Raw genomic sequence first — 20,687 nt, 5'->3', positions numbered from 1 at the left:
GGGTCAGGTGTAGAGGCGCAGTACGTCGCCGACCGGGAGTACGGGGATTCCGCGGGAGTTGATGCCGTCCATGATCGAGTTGAAGTCGGTCAGGGAGCACTGGTTCGAGGTGGTGACGGAGCCGGTGACGATGTCGTGGAAGACGAGGATGACCCAGTTGCCGTCGAGTTGGCAGCGGTCGAGGGAGCCGCCGGCGCCGGTCAAGTTGGCGGGCAGGCCGCGGGATGCGCCACCCGCGAGTGCGCCGATTCCGCTGATGGCGTGCATCCGGTAGGGCATCGGGGGCGGGAACGGCTCCAGGGTGTCGGCCGACGAGATGCTGCGGCCGTTGCTGAAGTAGCGGCAGGTGAGAGCTTCGATGGAGGCGCCGTCGGTCGTGGTGCTGAGCCAGCCTCCCGGATACGCGAAGCTACCGCCCGGGAAGCCCTGGGCAGCCATCCACGCGCGCGTGCGGCGGATGTCGTCCTCCACCACCGCTGCGGACAGGGCGTTGTACTTCGTGTTGTGGTTCGCCGCGTAGTAGGCGTGCCCGGCGGCCTCCCATCCACATTGGTCCTGCAGAGAGCGCAGTTGTGCCAGGGTCAGGTAGCCGCCGGCCCCCAGGTTCTCCACGATCGTGTAGGCGGTCCCCCGGAACCCGAGGCTGTCCATCTTCGGGCGGGCGTTGGTGTACTGGCTGGCGTAGGAGTCGTCGAAGGTGATGCTGATGACGCCGCCCGCGAAGGTGGCCTTGGTATCGGCGATGACCTCGACCGACTGCAGGTTCACGACGATCGGGTTACCGGTGTTGTCGTCGACGACTTGGAACAGCAGGTCGGTGAAGCCGTTGGTGACGCTCGGGACACCGTTCGCGGAGATCGAGTAGGTGCCCGTCGCAGACCGTACGTCCGCCCAGGACAGGACGAGGGTGACCCATTCGCCGCTCAGGACGAGGTTCTCGGCACTCGCGGCGTGGGTGTGGACGCGCCAGGAGAAGGTGTTCGCGATCGTGCTGGTGCCGACCTGAAAGTTGATCTGGTTCAGGTGGGTCACATCCGACACCCTGAAGACCAGGCGCAGCGCCTTGCCGGTGAGGTCGGGAACGCTGCCGGCGAGCTTGCGGATGTTCGCGACGGCCCCGGTTCCGGTGGTGGTGACCTGGAACGACTGGCTGCCCCTGCAGAAGGTTGCGGTGTCGTTGACGTTCGACGAGCCGACGCCCGATCCGGACGCCGTCCAGCCGTGGCCGGACTGGAACTGCTGCGAGAACGACGCCGGCCGCCAAGCGGGCCGCGGACTCGACGGCACCATCAGCGGCATCGCGACTCCGGCGCTGCTGAGGCGCCCGTTCACGGCCAGGTCACCGCTGACCGTGCCGCCGGACAGCGGGACACTGCTCGCGAGCGGGATCCCGCTCGCCGGCCAGTTCCCGGACAGCCGCGGCCCCCACAGCGTGCTGGAGTCGACATCGACCCAGTACTGACCGTCCTGGCCCAGCTTGGCGGGCGGACTGCCGTGGCCCGACAGAATGGCCGAACCGGCCGCGATGAGGGACGAGGTGTCGGGCTGGTTCCCGGAACCGCCGTTGTCGGCCTGCTGGTTGACAGCCGAAGCGGTGGCCTTCCAGCGGCCGTCCGCCGGGATGGTGGGCCAGTCCCAGATGGTCGGCGTGCCACCGGCACCCCGGGTAGGGCCCGCGGTGAGCGGGATGCCCGCGTAGACGGTGTCGTAGAGGGCCGTGTAGACGTAGGTGGCCACGCTGCTCGTCCTTTCAATGGTCGTCCAGCCCGGCAGCAGGGACGTGGCGGGCAGCCCTCTGTGCCGCCGGGCGGGTGCCCTCAGCGCTTGTAGTTGGGGTAGGTCTTCGGGTTGCGCATCCCCTTCTTGAGGAAGCCCTCCTCGACGACCTTCACGAGCTCGCGCTCGGTCATGACGTGCCCCTTGACCTCGACCCGGACGGTCCTCCGGTCGACGTACGTGTATTGGCCGCCTCGCTGCGTCGGGATGCGGTAGCTGGATGCGTTCGCGGAGAACGCGCCCTGGCTGACCGTTCCGGCGGTGGTGACCTGGGCGGACAGTTTCCTGGCGGCGGTCACGGCGTGGCGGGCCGCGCTGGTGATGCCGACGGCGAGGCCCTTGGGGATGTAGCCGCCGATGTCCGCGAACACCTGGGACGGCGATTTGATCTTGAGGGCGTGTTTGATCGCCGCGGCCATTTTCTTGGCGATCGTGACCATCTGCTTCTCGATGGCCTTCTGCTGCTTCTGCAAGCCCTTGACCAGGCCTTGCGCGGCTTTGATACCGGCCCCGTACATCGCGTCCGCGACGACGGTTCCGGTCTTCTTGGCCTGCGACTTCATGCTGGCCTGGAGGGAATTGATCTCCTTGACCTGGCCCGACGAGGCCGCCGCGTATGCCCGGGCGGTGTCGCCTCCGCCCTCCACGCCGGCAGCAGCGATCTGCTCGATCAGATCGCTGCGGACGCCCTTCTTCTTCAGGGCAGCCAGGTTCCGGGTGAACTCGGCGACCTTCTGCGCCTGGGCGCGCATGTTGGCGACGATGTCGAAGCTGTTGACGGTGCGGCCTTCGTCGGGTGAGGCGGTGACTACCGACATGCCCTGCATCACGCTGGAGGCGATTTCGTCGCGTTTCGACGTCCACGACTTCTGGAGGTCGGCCAGCGTCTTCTGGGCGGCCTTCAGCTTCTTCGCGGTCGCGTCCCGCTTCGCCGCGAGGGACCGCATGACGCGGTCTTCCCGCTTCACGTACCGCTCGACGCCGGCGAGCGCCCGCAGCTTCTGGGCGACCCAGGCGTTGGTGCGCCGACCGGCCCGGGTGCGGTTGCTGGTGCGCTGGTCGACGAGGCGGTTGCGGGTCTGGAGGATCAGGGTCTCGATCCGCCTCGTGGCGGCCTTCACCCGGGCGGTGCTGCCGGTGAGGCCTTCGACCAGGCCCTGGTTGATGTAGATGCCCAGGGACCGGAACACCTTGCTCGGGCTGGCGATGCCGAGGCGTTTGGCGAACGAGGTGTGGAGTGTGGCGCCGAGGCCGGTGGCCGCCGAGGCTACGTGCCCGAGCCGGGATCGCAGCCCGGTGACGAGCCCCTGGACGATCATCTGTCCTGCCGGAAGCAGCATTACCCGGTCGTAGGACGGCGGGCCCTTGTGGGCCTTGATGAAGCTGCCGACAGACCCGAGGACGCTGCCCAGGGGGCCGAGTTTCGACTTGATGCCGCTGATCAGCCCGCTGATGATGGAGGCGCCGGCGCCCAGGAGAAGGTTCTTCAGGTTGCCGAGTGCGCGCAGGGCCCGCCCGGGCAGGGATCGAACCCACGCGACCGCCTCCAGCGCCTTCTTGACCGTGGCGATCTTGAAGCGGATCCAGGCGTCCAGTGCCGTCGCGGCAACCTTCGTCCCCAGGGACGACAGCGCCGACTTCGCCCGCCCCGGCAGGCCGCTGATCCAACTGACCAGCGATCGACCGACGTTGACGGTGGCGTGGTACGCCGAGGAGAACCCAGAACTGATCTTCTTCCAGTGGGTGGTGATGTAGGCGACGGCGATGCCGATGGGGCCGGTGAGGAGCCCCAGGAGCATCGGCCAGTTCGCCTTCACGAAGTTGACGACCCAACCGATGGCGTCACTGATGGCCTTGAACGCCCCGTTGCAGAAGTCCCGGAACCAGCCGATCTTGTTGTACGCCAGGATCAGCCCGCCGACCAGGGCAGCGATGGCCAGGACGATCAGCATGATCGGGTTGGCGCTCATCGCCGCGTTCAGGGCCCACTGCGCTACGGCAGCGGTCCGTGTCGCGATCGCGGACGCGATGAGCTTGGTCTTCTGGATGGTCCAGGCGATCGCGGACCGGGCCGCGGCGAGCGTGGCCCGGCCGACGTTCCTGGCGAGGGTCAGTGCGGAGACCGCGGCCGACCGCATCGCCAGCCCGGCGCTCTTCGCACCGTTCACGAGACCGGTCCAGGCCGACTTGCCCGCCCGGCCGGCAGCCAGGGCCGCGTTGCGCCCGTAGGTCAGCGCGGCCCGGCCTGCGTTCTGCATCGCCCGGCCGGCCGCCTTGGCCCCGTTGATGGTCCCGGTCCAGGCGGCCTTTCCGGCCCGGCCGATCGACCGGGCGGCGTTGCGGCCGAACGACGCTGCTGCGCTGCCGGCGCTCTTCATCGCGCGGCCAGCAGCCTTGGCGCCGTTGACGGCTCCGTCCCACATCTTCCGCAGGGCGCCGCCGAAGCTGCCGGCGCGGCCGGAGAACGCCGAGCCCGCGACCTGTGCGGACCGGAATCCCTGGACCACACGGCCGCCGGCCTTGACGCCGGCGACTCCCATCTTGGCGAGCGAGCCGACGGACCTGGCAGCCGAGATGGTGAGCTTGGCGGCGTACGCGACCACGGACAGCGCCAGGACGCCGCCGATGACGCTGGCGAGCGCGATGGCCACCTTCTGGTGGCGGGAGAACCAGTCGACGACCCTCGTCACGACCGGGATCAGCTTGGTGCCGATCTCGATCGCGAGGACGCTGATGGCCTGCTTGGCCTTCGCGAGGCGGACGTTGAAGAGTTTCTGGGTCGCGTCCCAGCCCTCGACGTCTTTCGTCGCATGGTTGTAGGACTCGCGGACTTTATGTACGCGCTCGTTGTAGGACTCGGTGTTTTCGCCGGTGAGCTGCAGTGCGGTGTTGAGGCCGATTGCGCCACCGAGCATCTTGCGCATGGCTTCGGTGTAGGTCTGCGCTGCCGGGCCGCCCTTTTTCAGCTCGTCCGCGAACCCGTGTGAGTTCTTGAAGAGTGTTTTGAACTGCGCGCCGAGAACCTGCTGATCGGCAGGCATTTTGCCGATCGCCTTGGAGAACTGGTTCGAAGTGAGGCTGCCCTTTTCCAGTCCGTGTGCGAGGTCCTGGAGTTTGGGGGGCATCAGGGAAATCATCTTGCGCATGTTCTGCGCGGCGAACTTCGTGTTGTTGAAGGACGACAGCAGGACTGTGCCGGACTTGCCCATCTTGCCGAGGACGGTCTTGGACAGCAGGTCGAACGTGCCGGTGAGGCCGCGGCCGCCCTTGTCGACGTCCTTCATCTTGGTCGCGACGTCGGTCGACGAGAGGCCCAGCCTGGCCATTTCCTTGACGGCGACGGCGTTCGGCGAGGCGAGCGACCGGATCGTGGAGGACAGTTCCTGTGTGCCCTCGCGGGCGCTGGTGCCGTGCTGCGTCAGCGTGGCGAGTGCGCCGGAGACCTCAGCGAAGGAAATCTTGTTGGCGGACGCGATCGGGAGGACAGTTGACAGCGAGGAGGCGAACTCCTCCATTGTCATCTTGCCTTCACCGGCAGCGGTTTTCATGGCGTTCATCACTTGGACGCTCTTGTTCGCGCCCAGGTGATATGAGGCCATGACCGAGGTCATCGCGTTGGTGACCGATTCCAGCGATGCGTTTTCTTCGCGCGCGCCCTGTGCCGCAGCCTTGAGGACTTTCAGGCCGTTCGCGCCACGGATACCGGCCTTTTCGACCTGGTACATGCCCTCTGTGAGGTTGTGCCAGTCGGTACCCGTGTCCTTGGCGATATCCAGGATGCCTTTTCGGACCGTTTTCAGTCCGGAAAGCGTTTCGCCCGCGGCAGTGTGCAGGACCATGGTGTTGGCTTCGAAATCGCCCGCCATTTTCATGGAGGCGACCGCCGCGCCGGCGCCGATCAGGCTGACGGAACGGCCCATCCGGGCCATCCCCGCGAACACGGTGGCGCCGGCCGTGCGCATGCCGGCGGCGGTGCCGTTGACCTGTGCACGGGCCTCGCGCATCGTGGCCCGGAGCTGGGTGATGTCGCCCATGAACCGTGCGACCACAGGGGGCAACAGGCCCCCGCCGCCTCCACCGCCGCCGCTCATACCGCGAACCGCCCTCCGGGCACAGCGAGCAGCCCCGTCCACCGCGCGCCCGGGGTGCGCGCGGTGTCAGGGGATGCTCAGGGGGTCAGTGGGCGGCGAGGGCGGTTCGCCAGGCGTGGTGGTAAACGGTCCAGATCTGACCGGTGGTCACGAGGCGCTCGTACGCGGGCTGGACGTACGGACGGGGCGGGAGCTCGGAGCCGCGGCCGGCGGGCCCGCCGAGCTCCTGGACGCGGCCGTAGACGGCGGTTGGGCCGACCTCGGCGAGCCACCGGCCCCAGCCGACGGGCACGGGCCCGACCACCTTGATCGACCGGCGCAGCGTGCCGGTCACGAGCGAGGGCGGATCCCCCGGCGCGGATGGTGTCGGGGTGCCCTTGGGGTGGCTACTCGTGGTGAGCATTTCCTTGATCGCGGCCTCGGCCAGGTGCGCGGCGTGGGCGGTCGCGATACGGGTGGCGCGCTGGATGCTCCTCTCCAGCGCGATCATCTGGGCGTTGAACTGGGAGAGCCCGACGATCTGTACGGCTCCGGACACGCGGGCTCACCCCCTCTCCGCGTCCCGCTGTGCCTTCTCCTGGGCGTCCGCGTGGATCTCGTCGATGATCTCGGCGAGGTCGGGGAGGCTGTTGAAGACCTCCAGAGGCAGCGCGTCTACCTGGTCGGGGGTCCAGTGGTAGCGCTCGGCAAACCACAGGTAGTCGAGCGTGCGATGCCAGCGGCTCTCCGGATAGCGCTTCTGCTTCTCGCGGCCGGCCGGGTTCTTCGGGTCCTCCAGCAGGCCTTTCAGCCGTCGGAGGGTTCGGTAGGGGACGCCGGGTCAGCCGCCTGCTCCGGGGTCGCCTCCGGCTGCTGCGGGAAGAGCAGCTTGTGTGCGGCCTTAATCTCGGGGAGGTCCTCCAGGACGCTGCCGTCGGCCAGGGACATGAGCGCGATCGACTCGGGACTGACCGGGAACTCGAAAGACCAGGAGGAGATCATGACGACGAGCACGCCGTCGGTCATCTGCATCTCCGTGGCGAGGGTCAGCTCGATGTCCTCGTCGATCGGCACCAGGCCCAGGGCCTTCTTCTTGTCGCCGCGGCGGAGAGTGTCGGGGTCGCGGAGTTCGACCCAGTTCCCGGACGGAAGGGCGTGACGTGGCAAGGGGACTCCTTGGGTGAGGGTGTGAGGGTGGGGATGGAACGCGCCGGTACCGGTCAGTAGGTGCCGGGGGTGATGTTGCAGGTAACGCTGATCTTGCAGGGGCTGAACGAGCCGGATCCGCCCGCGTTCGTCGTGTTGAGCACGGCCTTGAAGGAGTTGCTGTACTCGACGGCCGTCTTCGATCCGTCCGGCTCCGCCTCGACGAACGCCGCCTTCGCGAAGTCGAACTGCACCGCGCCTGCGTTGAGGCCGGACAGGCCGTTGGAGATGAGCAGTTGCAGCTGCGGCTGGCTGTTGTTGAGCATGTACAGCAGCGGAGATTCGTCGGCGGCGACGAAGTTCAGCTTGCCCTCGACGGTCAGGCCAGCGCGCTGGATGATGTACGGCGACTGGGCGCCGTTGCCGGTGAAGTAGGGGTTGATCTCCCGCTTCAGGCTGATCTCGCCGTCTGTGACGGTCGCGATGAGCGTGCCGCCAGCGGCTGGTCCTCCGATGCCGACGGCCATGCGCCAGGATGCGATCGGTGCCACCGTTCCGGGGTTCGCGGTCGGCGCGGATCCGAGGATCACTGACGGCCAGGACGTCGCCTTCGCGTCGAACGTGAACAGGTCCGACTCGGAGTTCCACTTGAAGCCCATCTCGGAGAGGACGGCGCCCGGATACTGACGTGCGCCGCTCGTCCCAGTGGGTCCCAGCATGTGGGTCAGGGTGTGGCTGATCGGTTGCCCGGTGCCGGAGTTGAGGAGCGCCCAGGCGTACGTGTACGGCCCGGTCACGGGCTGGACGGCCTGTGCGGAGGCGTGCTGGTAGACGAGGCCACCGGACGGCGAGGAGAGCGGGATGGTGAACGGGCCTGATCCTGTGGGCGTGCCGGTCGTGAAGACCTCGGCAGTGGCGCCGGTGCCGATCTGGATCACGGTGCCGTTGGGGATCGTCGCGACGGTCGAGATGGCCGTGGCGCCGGCGTTGGCGGTCGCGGACAGCGTTGTGCCGCCTGAGCCGGTGGACGTGCCCGTGACGGACAGGTCGCCCATGAGGTTCCGCAGCAGGTAGCCCAGGCCATCGAGGAAGACCGGGCCGCCCAGGTCGAGGTCAGCCGTCGCCACGCCGGGAATCTGCGCGAAGGAGTCGGTGGCCATTGCGCCGCGCCAGGCCTTGTCCTCGAGGAACTTGGGCTGGTCCTTCGGCTTGAAGTTGTCGAGGAGGAGGGTCGCGGTCATCGCGACGGGCGAGCCCTGTGTGACCTCGTTGGCCACGCCTACGAACTGTTTCGCGGGCGCGTAGGTGGTGGGGGTGGGCACCGGCTTACTCCTTGCCGTTCAGGAGGCCGCCGGCGTTGTCCGCGGCCTGGTTGGGCTTCTTGCGGGTGGAGGCCCAGCGCCCGTCCGCCGGCGGTCCCTCCGGCCAGTCGAAGACCGTGGCCAGTTGCTCCGGGATGGCCGGGGTGGTGTCTGTGGCGGGTACGGCCGGGTGGTGGGCGTGGCAGGTGAGCGGGACGTGCGGGTACACGCATCCGATGCTGTGGGTGTACTCGTAGACGCCCGGCGCCGGTTCGGTGCTGTCGCTGTCGGCTGCGGTCTCTGCCGGAGGCTCGGGGCTGGGCAGCGTGGCGCTGTCGTCGGCGCCCTGGGCCGGTGGAGTCCCAGGGGCTGCCGGTGCAGGCTCGTCGGCCTCTTGCCGGTCGGTGGTGTTGCTGGTGGTGGTCCTGGCCATGCGAGGCCTCCGGTTCGTGAAGGGCAAACGAAAGGCCCCCGTGTGCAGGGGCCGACAGGGGCAGGGGTCAGGCCTCGATGTACTCGACGGCCGCGAAACGCATCTCGAAGTAGCCCTTGGTCAGGCCTGCCTTGGAGGCCGCTTCCGAGTACTCGACATCGATGCCGTCACCACCTGCCTCGGTGACGTGCTCACCCGCCTGGAACACGCACCCGTCCAGCGTCCGGTCCTTGCGCATGTGGGCAACGAGGGCTTCGCGCAGCGCGTAGGCATCGTCCTGGGCGTCTTCCGCGTACGGAGTGTTGCTCCGCAGGAACACCCGCAGGATCGTGTCGTAGACGATCAGCTTCATTCCGCTGTGCTCGCCTCCGACGGCGACCCGGCGTTCGTGCTGGCGGGGAATGGTCACCAGGACGACGCTGCCCGTCCGGGTGCCCGGGTCCATGCCGACGAAGTAGTCCGCGGCCTTGTCGTCGGTGGGTGCGCCGCGGCGTACGACGCCGACGCCGGACACGGGTGAGCTGCGGTAGGTGCGTGTGGCCGGGTCGTAGTCGCCGCCGAAGTAGCGGCAGATGCCGTCGAGAACTTCGGTGATCGCCATGGGTCAGCTCACCACCGTGTCTGACATGAGGATGCGGCAGGCTTCCTTCACCAGGCCGCGCCCAGTGGGGCGTGAGTCCTTGGAGCGGGTGGAGGAGCTGTTGTTGTCGGGAAACTCGTTCTCCGCGTCCGTGTCCGGGCGCAGGAGGATGCTCGCGGCGTAGGAGATGATCGCGAGCCGGGTGTCCGCCGTCATGCCGGAGAAGCTGTAGCCGGCCAGGTGGTCGTTCACGGTCGGTGCCGCGAGCGGAACCGTTGTCGGTTCCGGCGGCGTTGTGGGCGTGGCGGGTTCGTAGTCGCCAGCGACGGTGACGGTCTCCTCGACTCCGGGCTCCCACAGCCGGTAGGACGCGCCGGGGAGGATGCCGGTCGGATCGGTCACCGTGAGAGAGGTCGCCCCGGCTACGGCGGCCGCGTCGACCTGGGTGGCGACGCGGCCGGCGACGAACGTCCAGCGGGCATAGAGGCCCGGCCCGGACATCGTGCGCGGTGCGCCGATGGGCAGGAGGACCAGGCGGTCCACCTCGGTCCACACGCCAGTCAGGTCCTCCACGGTGCTGGTGAGCGCACCGGGTCGCGGCCCGTAGGCCACGGCTGAGACCGCGAGGACCGGGAAGCGGTTGGCGAACAGCTGGAGGTTGCCGTCGCGGTCGACGCGGGCCCGCTGAGACCGTGTCACCACATGTGCTCCGAGCGGCTGGTTGCAGACGCCGTCGGCCCAATGGGACGCCATGAGCAGGACGTTGGTCAGCTCAGCCGTCTGGGCCTCAGGGTCGCTGTTGTCCTGGACGAGGTTGTCCAGAGCCAGGTACGTCGGGTGCACCCGGAACTCTGCCGCGTTCACGTAGGGCGTTCCGGCCACAGGGCGCCTACTTTGCGGTCTTCGCGGCGGTCTTCTTGGCCGCGGTCTTCTTCGCCGTTGCCTTCGCCGCGTCGTCCTCGGCACCGTCGCCGTGGTCTCCACCGGCCGTCCCAGGATCACCGTCGCCGGGGCCGTCGGGGTGGCCGTCGCCCTGAGCGGCGCTGGTTGCCTGGTTGCCGTGTCCCGCAGTACTGGTGTCAGCACCAGGCGGCGGGGTGGGCGGCACGTCAGGTGTCTCGGTCTTCTTCGCAGCGGCCACCAGCGCCTCCACGGCACCGAGAAGGGTGGCCGGGTCCTTGCGGCGCTCCATCTCCTCGTTCAGGAGGCGCTGCTGCCGCTCGATGTCGTCCTCCCAGACCGGACGGCCCTCTACATGGAACGCGCGCAGTCGGCTGGAGAGTTCGTTGGGGAAGTCAAAGCCCCCCTGCTCGTCGGCGTTGAACGTGCCGAAGTCGGGGTCCTCGAGCACGGTGGCGCCCGTGCGTGTGTACAGACGCATGTCTGCTGCTCCTCGGATGGCGGGCGGATGCGGACCCGGTGCGGGCCCCTGTCAGGGGCCCGCACCGGGTTGCGCGGGGGTGGGTCAGGCCACGTTCTGGAGGCTGGCCATGGCGACCGGGGCCCTGTTGAGGAAGGCGCCGACCGACCGGATCTCGAACTCCTTGCGGGGGCCGCCGCCCTGGGTGTTCGCGACACGGCTGATCCCGTAGTCGAACTGGGCGGTGTCGCGTAGTGCCCTGTACTCCAGGACGGAGTCGATGTTGGCCTGCGGGAACGGCACCCGGTCGGTGCGGGCGAGGATCGTGCCCGGGGGCAGGGAGACGTGGACCTCGATCGGCACGGTCACGCCGCCGGCGGGTGCGTTCACGACGTGGCCGACCCGGCCGCCGGCCGTCACGTTGATGCGGCCGTTGGAGTCGGTGTTGAGGAAGGTGGTCGCGCTGGTCGACCCGAGGATCAGGTTCGCGATCTCCTGCGCGTGGACCGCGTTCATCATCAGCGCGGTGGGGGACGACTTGATCGCCTGCCAGATCGGCAGGAAGAGCCGGTCCTGGATCTCGGCGACGTTGCCGCCCGCGAGGGTGAGCGGGGCGCCGTCGAGGGAGCTGTTGACGGACGGGTTGGCGGTGCCGGTGCCGGGCTGGACCCACTGGCCGACGCCGTTGTAGTCGCCCGCCAGCGACGCGAGGAAGCCGTCGTAGTCGGCGGCGTTTCCGGATCCGTTGTCGGCCGCCGCGTTGAACGTCGGGACGGTCGTGTTGATGTCCGGAAGCGCTGTGCCGGTCGGCACCGCGTTGTTGGAGCTGATGGTCGCGGTGATCGAGACCGTGTTCGTCGTGGTGGTGGTGTAGTAGTACCAGGTCGTGCCGTTCGCGCTGTAGAACCAGTCGTAGGCGACGGCTCCCCTCACGCTCGGGACCGTGGCGATGACCTTGTTCGTGGTGCCGGATCCGAAGGTCGTGGTGGCCGAGTTTCCGCGGCTGTTGCCCGACGCGTAGTAGTAGCCGGACCCGGTGCGCGCGGCGACGCCGACGTAGACCTGGACGGCGCCGATGGTGCCGCCGGAGGCCGACTGGGTCAGGGTCGGGGCGGACGGCCGGGCGAGCGCGAAGCTTTGGCCGCCGATCAGCTTGCGGTCGTCACCGATGAGGACCTGGTTGAGGACCTGGAAGGTGGCCATGGCGTAGGGGTCGCCGTAGCCCTTGGCCAGGTCGTAGGCGTCCTGGGTGACGAGGCCTGCGTAGCCTGTCGGCTTGTAGCGGGCCTGGAAGTCCTGCTCCGAGAAGATCGTTTCAGGGGCGGCGTAGTCGAAGCCCATGGCCGGGTCCGGCTGGCTGTTGGTCGCGTTCATGAACGCGCGCCACACCGCGTACGGGTTACCGTCCGGCGATGCGCGGCGGGCGACGACGTCGCGGAACGGTGTGACGACCGGGATGAGGTTGACGAGGCCGGACAGGTCGTAGCTGTAGATGCCGGTTCCGGTGAGGATGCCGGTGGTCTGGGCCTTCTGGATGGCGTCCAGGCCGGCGAGCGTCTCTTCCGTGACGCCCTGCATGGTGTTCATGCTGGCTCTTTTCTGCGCATGCGAAAGCCCCGCGGTGCGCGGTGCGTGGCGGGGCTTCTGGTGGTGTGGGAGGGGCCGTCGGCCCGTGCGGTCAGCTGGCGTTGCCCTGGTGGATCTGGGAAAGCTGGGCGATGGCCAGTTCCTGCATGTCGGTGGCGATCTTGTTCTGCGCGCCGGCGTCGGCGGCTCCGTACAGGCTCTTCTTGAGCTGGGTGTCCTGGGCGACGGCGACGGGGGCTCCGCGGTCCTGGCCGCGCAGGGCGGTGGGCTGCGGGCCGGCGCCCTGGGTGAACACGCGCGGGGGTGCGGGCTGCTCTTCCAGCGTCTTGACCAGTCCTGTCAGCGACTCGACGCTCTTCGTCAGCTCACCGATCTTCTCTCCCTGCTGGGTGAGGAGTTCGGTCTGGCCGGCGCGCTGCTCGTCGAGGGCTGCCTTGATCATGGTCTCGACGTCGCTGCGCTTAAGCAGGTCGTCGGTTCCGGAGGCGTTCTGGGGGGTCGGGGTGGTCTTGGCGATGTCGTCGTCCTCGACGGCGTCGCTGGGGGTGCCGACCTCGGCGGCGGGCGCCGGGGTGAGGTCGGTGGTCTCGGGGGCCTCGGGCGCGGCGGGCGCGTCCGGGGTTGCGGGGGTCTCGGGCTCGGCGTCGGCGATCATCGTGATGTCGCCGGAGTCGACGATGCCGACGAGCTTTCCCTGCTTGTCGTAGACGGCGACCTGCGGGTCCTTCGCCTTCTCGACCGGCGCCTGGACGGCAACTGCCGGAGCGGGCGCGGTGGATGCCTGAGGGGCTTCGGTCTTGGTGACGCCGTCGGCGGCCTGGGGGGACGTCTGGGTGCCGGCCGCGGCGACAGTGTCGGTGGCCGAGGAGGTGGTGGGGGTGGTCATCGTCGTCTCCTGCTTGGTGACCGGCTCATCGTCCGGTGCGGGGGGCGCGGCCGGCAGCGACGCGAGGACCTTCTGGAGGCTGTCGACGGCGCCGCGGATCGCGTTCTCGTTGGCCTGGGACAGGACGCGGCCCGCTTTCCTGACCTGCGTGAGGGCCTCGATCGTGTCGAGCGGGGCCGCGTCCCAGTCGGCAAGGGCCTTGCCCACGGCGGCGAGACGGTCGTCGCGGGTCAGCGCGTCGGCCTGCTCGGCGACGGCGAACGGGGCGAGCAGGCTGATCGCGTAGTCGATGGCACACGCGCCGTCCCCGAGGTCCATGACGTTGTCGTAATCGTCCGGGCAGCCGGCGGCCGGCTCGAGGAGTTCGCGCTCCACGAGGACGTCGAGGGCGCGGCGCGCCCTGGCGAGGATGGCCGTCCACTTCGTGGCGGTGGCGGCGTCGACGGCTTCCCAGGCGGGCGAGCCGGGCACGTTGGGATCACCGGGGGCGGTCTCCTCGGGCTCGGCCAGCGCCACGGTGGGGTCAAGGTCGCCCGGCGAGGACGCCTCGGCGGTGTCCTTGGAGACCTGGTCCGGCGCCGCGGGTTCGGCGCGGACGGCGGCACCGTGGATCATCTTGGCGATCGCGGCGGGGCTCGCCGTCATCGTCACCAACTCCTCGTCTGCTGCGGGTGGGGTGTCGGACTTGGCCAGCAGCGTGCGGACGTATTCGGGGCTGAACAGCCCTCTCTCGCCTGCCTGCTGCTTGGCGATCAGGAAGCGCGTGCCGTTGGCGGCCTTGTCCACGAGGTCGACGCGCGGGATGTGCGCGTCGACGATCTCGGTGAAGCCGTCGGCGTCTTGGGGTGGGGTCGTCATGGTCACTCCTGCGCGCGGGAATCGGCGGGCTGCGCCGGGCGCCGGCGCGCTGAGCCCTGCGGTGACCAGCCGGTGACCCGGCCGGACTTGAACAGGCCCCAGGCGACCTCGTCGAGGATCGCGCCGATGAGCCAGTCGCCCTTGCGGACGACGACGCCGTCACCCAGATCCCAGGGGTCGGCACGCCAGATGTAGGACTCGACGACGGTGGCGTGGCCGACGGTGTCGTCGGGGCCGTGGAAGAGGCCGACCTGGGCGCCGGACGGCAGGAACCCCCAGGCTGCCTTCTCCAGTTCGTCGGCGGTGATGTAATCGCGGGCACCGTCCATGCCCCGCTGGATCCGAGGATCCGGTCCTGCCTGATAGGCCACGCCCAGGACGTAGCGCTGCTCGGGTGCGGTCACGGTCACCTTCCTGCTGTGACGGGTGAGAGGGCGCAACGGCAGAAGGGGTGCGCCGGCGGCATGTAGACCCCGGAGGGGAACTCGGCTTCGAGACGGGTCGGTCCGGCTTCGGAGTTTGTGAAGCACAGGGGGCACACCCGCTCGTCGACGGCGGTGATCCACTCGACGAGGTCGATGCCGTTGACGCGGTAGGTGGACACGGACGCTGCGGAGATCGCGCGCGCCAGCTCCGTCGTGGCGATCATCTCGGCCCGTGCCGGGTCGGAGAGGAGGCTGCTGATGTTGCGGGCGATGGTGTCAGCGCTGTCACCGCGGGCGGCGCCGCGGGCCAGTGCGCGGCCGAGTTCGTTGAGGCGGGTGTTCGCGATGGAGCGGATGATGAGGCCCCGGTCCGACAGGAGCGCGTCCAGGCCTCCGCCGTCGGCGTTGCGGCCCATCAGCAGGCGTGCGGCTTCGACGTCGCCCGGGCGCCAGTTGCTCCAGTCGACCGGGCGGCCGAGGAGGACGGATTCGGCCGAGGAGTGGCCGATGACGAAGCCGTCGCGGTAGAGGTCGTCCATCGTCTGCTGGATGGACGCGGGGAGGTTGACGGGCTGCGAGTTCAGCCAGACCCGGGCGAGTTCGTCCAGGTGCTCGCTGTCGCCGGCGGCGGGAGCCGTGTTCATCCACTCGTTGGAAAGAGCGACGGGGTCGGCTCCGGCTTCGAACGCTGCGGCGATCAGCGGGGCCCAGTGTGCGACGGCGGCCCGGTCCATGCTCCAGCCTGGCCAGTCCGCTGCCGAGTCATGAGCATCGTCGTCCTGACTGCCGCCGCCGCTGGCGGCCTTGGCGACACCCGTCATCTTGTCGCTGACGCTCTCGCCGTCGTCGTGGCCGTGTGAGCCATCGACGTGCTGCCAGCCGTCCATCGGGTCGTAGACCGCCTGCCAGCCGCATGGGCACGGCGCCTCGTAGATCCCGTCCGGGGTGATGGTGACCCCGTCCAGGGCGCCCTCGCACGGCACCGGACCGCTGCCCCCGGTGGACTGACCGGAGGCGTCGCAGTGCAGGCACTCGCAGCCGTTGCTGTGCTCGCCGCTGCCCGAGCAGCAGGGGCACGGTACGAGCAGCCGCATCACCGCATTTAGGCTGTCGGCGAGTTCGGAGCGCAGCGCCGTGTTCCCGGGCATCTGGGCGGGGTCCCACCAGGCGATGCTCTCCACGCAGTCGCCGTCAGGGTCGTCCGGGTTGGTGACCTGGTCCCGGCAGTTCAGGTCCAGGGCCGCTTCGGCGGGGATGTCGTAGACGAAGCCCTGGTAGATGCCGTGCGTCCACGTCGGAGCCGTACCGAACGCGAGCCGGGCGGCGGTCTCCGGGGCGTAGGGAAGGACGATGCCGGTCTCCTCGGACCACTCCCGGCATGCGGCGGCGAGCGGGGTCTCGTCCTCCTCCAGGTGGCCGCCGGGGAACTCCCAGCTGCCCGCTGCGGGATCGGCGGGGTCGAGGCCGCGTTGGAGCATCAGGACGCGGCCGGTGTCCGTCGCGCGCACGGCGAGGCCGGCGACCGCGACTTCACCGGCGACCTTGCGGACGGCGAGTCGGCCGGCGTCGTTGAGGCGGTGTGCGGTGACCGTGTTCACGGTGCGGAACTGGAAGTCACGCCACACGCCACTGCGACGCCGGGCCTGGCGGAAACGGCGGAACGCCGCCATCTCCCGCTTCAGCAGCGCCTCGTGGTCCGGATCGTTCTGGCCGGCCGGCTCGTCGTCCTCATCGTTGCCGGTCCGCTGGGCACGGCCGGCGAGGTCGACGCCGTGGATCCCGGTTTCCGCGGTAATGCCCGAGGTCGCGCCGGCCGGGGCTTCCTTCACGAGTCCGTCGTCGGTGACCGCCTGGCGGAGCTGCTGCTGGTAGGCGTCCTCGGCCGTACGCGCGTTGGCGGCGTCCGTCGTACCCGGCCGCGGCACGACGCCGGGGGCGGCGACGTAGGGCTGGGGCACGACCGGCTGGTCCTCTGCCGGGGCATAGGTGTCGGGGTCGATCTTCCCCGCGATGCCTTCGATGGCCAGCAGCGGGACCGGGCCCGAGCGGGAGGCGTAGAACCGGGGGGTGGGCCGGCGCGGGTCGACGGGCAGGCCGACGAGTTCCTTGCGGCCCTCGTCGGCGCTCGCCATGCCGGACTCGATGTAGATCTGCCAGGTCTGGGCGAGCTGGAGGCGGTCCTCCTTCTCCTGGCCGGTGTCGAAGGCGAACTCGACGGGCAGCTCGAGGTCGTCGCGGAGGAACGAGGTGAGGACGCCCTCGATGTATGCGACGAGCGGGAGGTCGCCGACGCGGTGCTGGACGTCAGCCTGAGTCTCGCCGCTGCTCTTGTTGACGGACTCCGTGAACCCCAGGTCGCTGGGGACGATGTGGTAGGAGGCGCAGGTCTTGCGCATCAGGAACAGGCTGAAGGAGTCGTCGAAGTCTCGCTCGTTCGACCAGGCGATCTTCCCGCCGCCCGGGATCCACCGGATCTGCGACTGGATCTCCTGGTTGCCCTGCATGAGCGCGTCCCAGCCTGCCTGGAACTGGGCGATCTGATCTGGCGTCCAGTTCTCCGGCGCGCCGGCGAGTGCCTGGGGGATGTTGCCCTCGGTGAACCGCTGGAGGAAGTGGACCTGGAACCGGAGGTCCGTGTTCGCGTTGAGGAGGATCGTCTCGAGCGGAGCCTGCCCGTACGGGGAGTTGGTCCGCGGCCGGAAGGGCTCGTAGATGAGGTCGCCGCGGGTGAGCCAGTTCCAGGCCAGCCCGTTGACGTACTGCACGTAGGCCTCGGCCGGCTCTTCCGGGCTGTTGCCCCAGTAGTCCAGCAGCGGGGCGATCGTCGTCCCGTCGACCACACTCAGCCCGATGACTCGGCCACCGCGGTTGCGGCGCCGGTACAAGGTGCCCGCGTCGTAGGCGAGGACGTCGTACAGCCACTTCGCCAGCCATCCGGGAAACGGCGTCTGCCGGTCCGGCTTCCGCAGGACCTGCATGCCGATCTTGATCGCGTCCGTGGCGTCCCCGGTGAAACCGCGTGCGGGAACGAGCGCCCAGTCCAGGGCCCGGATGGAGTCGATGCGGTGCCAGATGCACATCTGCGCGACGTCGTACGCCTCGACGAGTCCGCGGAGCGTGTCGAAGCTGACGCGCTCATTCGACTTCGGGCGGGCGGCGATGTTGTAGCCGGTGTTGAAGTCGAACTGGCGGGGCTGGCGGGAGTAGCCGTCGTACGGGGCGATCGGCGTGCCCGGTGAGAACGTCGTCTGCGACGTCATGCCGGCCGCGACTTCTGCTTCCTGCATCGCGGCCGGTTCACGGCCGCCGAAGACCTTGGCCAGTCGGGAGCGCCAACTCACGCCAGGACACCCCCTGTTGTTCTATCGGTTCTGATTGCGGAATGCCTGGTCACGTAGCCGCTTACGGAGGGCGACTGGATCCTCGGACTCTGCCGTCGGCGCTGTGGATCCGGTCTCGTCGATGGACTCGGCTTCGGGCAGGCTCGAGGCGGCGTGCGCCTGCGGTTGATACGGCTCGGCGGCGCGGGCGCGGGCCTCGGCGGCATTCGCGGCGAGCCGGTTGACGTAGTCGATCCAGGCCTGGGCGCCGGTCCCATCGAGGAGGAGCTGCGCGAGCGCCTGGCTGGTGGCGTCGACCTGGTCGTCGTGAGCCCCATTGGGGAACTCCGCGGCCTCGTTGACAAGCTCGTCGGGCTCGAACAGGGCGATCTCCCCCGTCGGCAGGAAGACATTGCCAGCCTCGATCACCGGAGCGACCGCGTTGGCCCGGGCGTACTTGCTCTCGGTCGGTGTGACCTCGACGATCCCGGGGATCTTCGACTTGAGCGTGTTGATGACCGCGGTCCCGTTGGCCTTGTCCTCGACCAACTTGGCCGTGGCCTGGGGCCAGCGCGCCACCATCGCCTTGAACGCCGTCAGCGTCTCCGTGAAGGTGAGGCGCTTGCGGACCTGGTCGAGGAGGTAGACATTGGCGCCTCGCCTCGCCCAGACCTGGCCCACAACGAAGTCCGAGCTCTTGGTGTCCTTGAAGGCCATGTCCCACGACATGATCAGTCCATCGGACTCCTCGACCCGGTAGGCCCCGGGGACGGTCGGGTGCTGGGACCACAGCGGCACGCTGTACCGGCGCCACCACTGGCGTTGCCACACATCACCGGAGTCGGGCGACGGGCGCCCCTGGTAGAGGGCGTTGAAGACTCTCGTACCCGCTGTGATCCGGATGGCTTCCCATTGCGCGGTGGTGCGGCCTCGGGCCGACTTGAGCCACTCCCCCGGCGAACGGCCGAGTGCGTCGGTCTGTCCCTTGGCGGGGTCGTGGTCGGCGAGGGCGGGGATGTTGATGACCCGCCAGCGGCTCCCGTCCTCGGCGGCGATGAGGCGGCCGGCGAGGTCGTCCTCGTGCCACCGGGTCAGGATCACGATCACGGATGCGCCGCTTGAGAGGCGAGTTGATCCGACGCTCTGCCACCAGCCCCAGACGCGGTCGCGGTAGTACGCGCTGTCCGCCTGCTCCTTGTCTGCGAACGGGTCGTCGATCACGAGTGCATCGACCCGACGGCCCGTCAGAGAGCCTTTGAGACCGACGCAGATGACGCCGCCACGGTGGCCGGCGAGCTGCCAGCGGGACGCGGCGCCGTTGTCCCGCGCGATCCGCAGGCCCAGGTCGAGGCTGCCCTCTTCGCCGTTGTAGGTGGTGACCCAGTTGCGGATATCCCGGCCAAAGGACTCCGCCAACGGCTTGTTGTAGGAGACGATCCCGATCTTCAGGTCGCGGTTGCGGTGCAGCGCCCACAGCGACCCGGTCTTCGTGACCCGCTGGCTCTTCCCCTCCTGCGGAGGCATGGAGACGATCAGGCGGGAGTCGGGCGTGCTGTACGCCCACGCGACCGCCTCGTCGACCAGGTCGAGCGCTGCGGTCTGCATCGTGTCCGGCTCGACGACCTTGGCGAGCGCGCCGGGGGTTGGCCAGCGGTCGGCGTCCGGTCGGGGCTCGAAGCTGCGGGCGGCGTATTCGGCCCAGTCGAGTGTGGCGGCCATGGGCAGCCGCCTCCCTCAGCTCACGAAGCCAGAGCACGAAGGTGGCGCGGGACGACCTCGGGCACGCGGGCCTGCTGCTCGCTGGTGAGTTGCAGGTCGGCGAGGATCGCGCGGATGACCTGGGCGACCAGCGCTCCGTGCTGTTCGGCCATGCGGACCTTGCGCTCCTCGATGCCCGCACTGATCGCCGCCGCGCACACCTTGACCAGGTGGGTGCGCTCGGCCTGGTAGAGACGCAGAAAGATGTTCGGGGCGGTCTCCCAGGTCGTACCGCGGTCGTCGCCGCCGATTTTCTGGCGCGTGACGCCCCAGACGAGCGAGGACTCCCGTCGACGGCCGCGGCCGTACGCCTCCTCGTCGGCGCCGTCCGCTTCCTCGTCGTGGCTGTCAGAGTCAGCGGCGGCCTGGGCCTCAATCTCCTGGACGCGGTCGCGGAGCCACGCAACGTGGCCGGCCGTCCACTGCACCTCTTCGAGGAGTGCCTCGGCGGCCGTCGTCTCGACTCTCCGGCCGTAGGTCTCAACGAGTTGGAGGGCCCGTTCCTCGGCGACGCGTCGACGGCCGGCCTCCAGGTTTTGCGGGGCGCTGCCGCCGTGGACGCGGCACACGGTCTGCCCCTTGAGGGCCCATGCGCGGCAGCGGTCGCCCTTCGCGCCGTCCTTGCCCTTCTTGTGGGCGGTGCAGCGGCGCCTCTCGGTGGGTTCGGCCAAGTTCCCGGTGCGGTTGGCCATCACACACCTGCCGACAGCCAGTGCTCCGGAAGCCGGACTCTCGGTACCTCGTCCTCCAGGGGCGCCTTAGGGAGGACTTCGGGGGTGCAATCGCAGCCGGGCAGGTCTGCCTCGTTGGGCGCGGTGCAGCTGCTCAGATGGATGAGGGTCGCGCTGTCGAGACTGATGGCGTGCGCGGCGCAGGCGTACACGGCCCGCAGGACGTCCCCGGCAGTCGGCAACGGCGGGAAAACCGGGGCCGGTTGCTGCATGTCGGCGAGCTTGAGCGCCTGAACGCGCCGCTTCTCCTCGGTCTTCCGGATCTCCGAGAGCTCGTCGTCGGTGGGGCGGCGCTGCCACATCACCGAGTGCGGCCCGGCGCACAGAGCGCAGGCCGGTCCCGCCGGCAGGACCGGTGGGTCGGCTGGCTCTGCGACTGCGGGTGGAAGCGCGGCGGTGGCGGGGTGGATCGGGTCGGGGTCGGGCGAGGTGAGGGTGTCCACGCCGGTCCTCCGT

16 protein-coding genes are annotated in these 20,687 nt (G+C 69.2%); all 16 read right to left on the bottom strand.

Going from position 1 to position 20,687, the window contains the following annotated elements; all coding sequences use genetic code 11:
- Positions 1-3: 3 nt before the first annotated feature.
- The 16 genes from ACIQI8_RS27595 to ACIQI8_RS27520 all read right to left on the bottom strand — a co-directional run bounded on the left by ACIQI8_RS27595 (position 4) and on the right by ACIQI8_RS27520 (position 20,674).
- Entirely contained in the window at positions 4-1,737 is a 1,734-nt protein-coding gene (locus ACIQI8_RS27595; RefSeq protein WP_402355619.1) for a polysaccharide deacetylase family protein, read from the bottom strand.
- An 80-nt stretch (positions 1,738-1,817) separates the two neighbouring features.
- Positions 1,818-5,810: a phage tail tape measure protein gene (locus ACIQI8_RS27590; protein ID WP_402355617.1), complete on the bottom strand. Its 3,993-nt coding sequence runs from the start codon at positions 5,808-5,810 to the stop codon at positions 1,818-1,820.
- 142 nt (positions 5,811-5,952) lie between these two features.
- On the bottom strand, positions 5,953-6,405 hold the full coding sequence (locus ACIQI8_RS27585) for a hypothetical protein (RefSeq protein ID WP_402355615.1): 453 nt from the start codon (positions 6,403-6,405) through the stop codon (positions 5,953-5,955).
- A gap of 248 nt (positions 6,406-6,653) precedes the next feature.
- The gene (locus ACIQI8_RS27580) at positions 6,654-7,013 is read right to left on the bottom strand and encodes a hypothetical protein (RefSeq protein WP_402355613.1); all 360 of its coding nucleotides are present in this window, start codon (positions 7,011-7,013) and stop codon (positions 6,654-6,656) included.
- 53 nt (positions 7,014-7,066) lie between these two features.
- A complete protein-coding gene (locus ACIQI8_RS27575; RefSeq protein ID WP_402355611.1) occupies positions 7,067-8,314 on the bottom strand; it encodes a phage tail tube protein in 1,248 nt (415 codons plus the stop codon).
- A 4-nt stretch (positions 8,315-8,318) separates the two neighbouring features.
- Positions 8,319-8,726, bottom strand: coding sequence for a hypothetical protein (locus ACIQI8_RS27570; protein ID WP_402355609.1), 408 nt, complete (start codon positions 8,724-8,726; stop codon positions 8,319-8,321).
- Positions 8,727-8,793: 67 nt separating this feature from the next.
- Entirely contained in the window at positions 8,794-9,327 is a 534-nt protein-coding gene (locus ACIQI8_RS27565) for a hypothetical protein (RefSeq protein ID WP_402355607.1), read from the bottom strand.
- Positions 9,328-9,330: 3 nt separating this feature from the next.
- The gene (locus ACIQI8_RS27560) at positions 9,331-10,170 is read right to left on the bottom strand and encodes a hypothetical protein (RefSeq protein WP_402355605.1); all 840 of its coding nucleotides are present in this window, start codon (positions 10,168-10,170) and stop codon (positions 9,331-9,333) included.
- A gap of 25 nt (positions 10,171-10,195) precedes the next feature.
- Positions 10,196-10,687 (bottom strand): hypothetical protein, encoded by a 492-nt coding sequence (locus ACIQI8_RS27555; RefSeq protein WP_402355603.1) that lies wholly within the window; start codon positions 10,685-10,687, stop codon positions 10,196-10,198.
- An 84-nt stretch (positions 10,688-10,771) separates the two neighbouring features.
- On the bottom strand, positions 10,772-12,253 hold the full coding sequence (locus tag ACIQI8_RS27550; RefSeq protein WP_402355601.1) for a hypothetical protein: 1,482 nt from the start codon (positions 12,251-12,253) through the stop codon (positions 10,772-10,774).
- Positions 12,254-12,344: 91 nt separating this feature from the next.
- A complete protein-coding gene (locus ACIQI8_RS27545; protein ID WP_402355599.1) occupies positions 12,345-13,997 on the bottom strand; it encodes a hypothetical protein in 1,653 nt (550 codons plus the stop codon).
- Between the two features lie 2 nt (positions 13,998-13,999).
- Positions 14,000-14,401, bottom strand: a complete 402-nt coding sequence (locus tag ACIQI8_RS27540) for an XkdF-like putative serine protease domain-containing protein (protein ID WP_402355597.1) — start codon at positions 14,399-14,401, stop codon at positions 14,000-14,002.
- Between the two features lie 2 nt (positions 14,402-14,403).
- Positions 14,404-17,763, bottom strand: coding sequence for a phage portal protein (locus tag ACIQI8_RS27535; protein ID WP_402355596.1), 3,360 nt, complete (start codon positions 17,761-17,763; stop codon positions 14,404-14,406).
- Positions 17,764-17,784: 21 nt separating this feature from the next.
- Positions 17,785-19,461 (bottom strand): phage terminase large subunit, encoded by a 1,677-nt coding sequence (terL, locus tag ACIQI8_RS27530; protein ID WP_402355594.1) that lies wholly within the window; start codon positions 19,459-19,461, stop codon positions 17,785-17,787.
- Between the two features lie 20 nt (positions 19,462-19,481).
- Positions 19,482-20,192, bottom strand: a complete 711-nt coding sequence (locus ACIQI8_RS27525) for a hypothetical protein (RefSeq protein ID WP_402355592.1) — start codon at positions 20,190-20,192, stop codon at positions 19,482-19,484.
- The gene (locus ACIQI8_RS27520; RefSeq protein ID WP_402355590.1) at positions 20,192-20,674 is read right to left on the bottom strand and encodes a hypothetical protein; all 483 of its coding nucleotides are present in this window, start codon (positions 20,672-20,674) and stop codon (positions 20,192-20,194) included. Before ACIQI8_RS27520 ends, ACIQI8_RS27525 begins: the two co-directional genes overlap by 1 nt.
- Positions 20,675-20,687 lie beyond the last annotated feature (13 nt).

The sequence above is a fragment of the Streptomyces sp. NPDC092369 genome (genome assembly GCF_044755245.1).
In the GTDB taxonomy this organism is placed as follows: domain Bacteria; phylum Actinomycetota; class Actinomycetes; order Streptomycetales; family Streptomycetaceae; genus Streptomyces.
Note: the sequence above shows the minus strand (reverse complement) of the source record. Positions and strands in the feature narration are given on the sequence as shown.

Excerpts from the sequence above, each read along its gene's own strand:
- ACIQI8_RS27590 (WP_402355617.1), bottom strand. The coding sequence starts at position 5,810 with ATGGGCGACATCACCCAGCTCCGGGCCACGATGCGCGAGGCCCGTGCA.
- ACIQI8_RS27570 (WP_402355609.1), bottom strand. The coding sequence starts at position 8,726 with ATGGCCAGGACCACCACCAGCAACACCACCGACCGGCAAGAGGCCGAC.
- ACIQI8_RS27565 (WP_402355607.1), bottom strand. The coding sequence starts at position 9,327 with ATGGCGATCACCGAAGTTCTCGACGGCATCTGCCGCTACTTCGGCGGC.
- ACIQI8_RS27555 (WP_402355603.1), bottom strand. The coding sequence starts at position 10,687 with ATGCGTCTGTACACACGCACGGGCGCCACCGTGCTCGAGGACCCCGAC.
- ACIQI8_RS27550 (WP_402355601.1), bottom strand. The coding sequence starts at position 12,253 with ATGAACACCATGCAGGGCGTCACGGAAGAGACGCTCGCCGGCCTGGAC.
- ACIQI8_RS27545 (WP_402355599.1), bottom strand. The coding sequence starts at position 13,997 with ATGACGACCCCACCCCAAGACGCCGACGGCTTCACCGAGATCGTCGAC.
- terL (WP_402355594.1), bottom strand. The coding sequence starts at position 19,461 with ATGGCCGCCACACTCGACTGGGCCGAATACGCCGCCCGCAGCTTCGAG.
- ACIQI8_RS27525 (WP_402355592.1), bottom strand. The coding sequence starts at position 20,192 with ATGGCCAACCGCACCGGGAACTTGGCCGAACCCACCGAGAGGCGCCGC.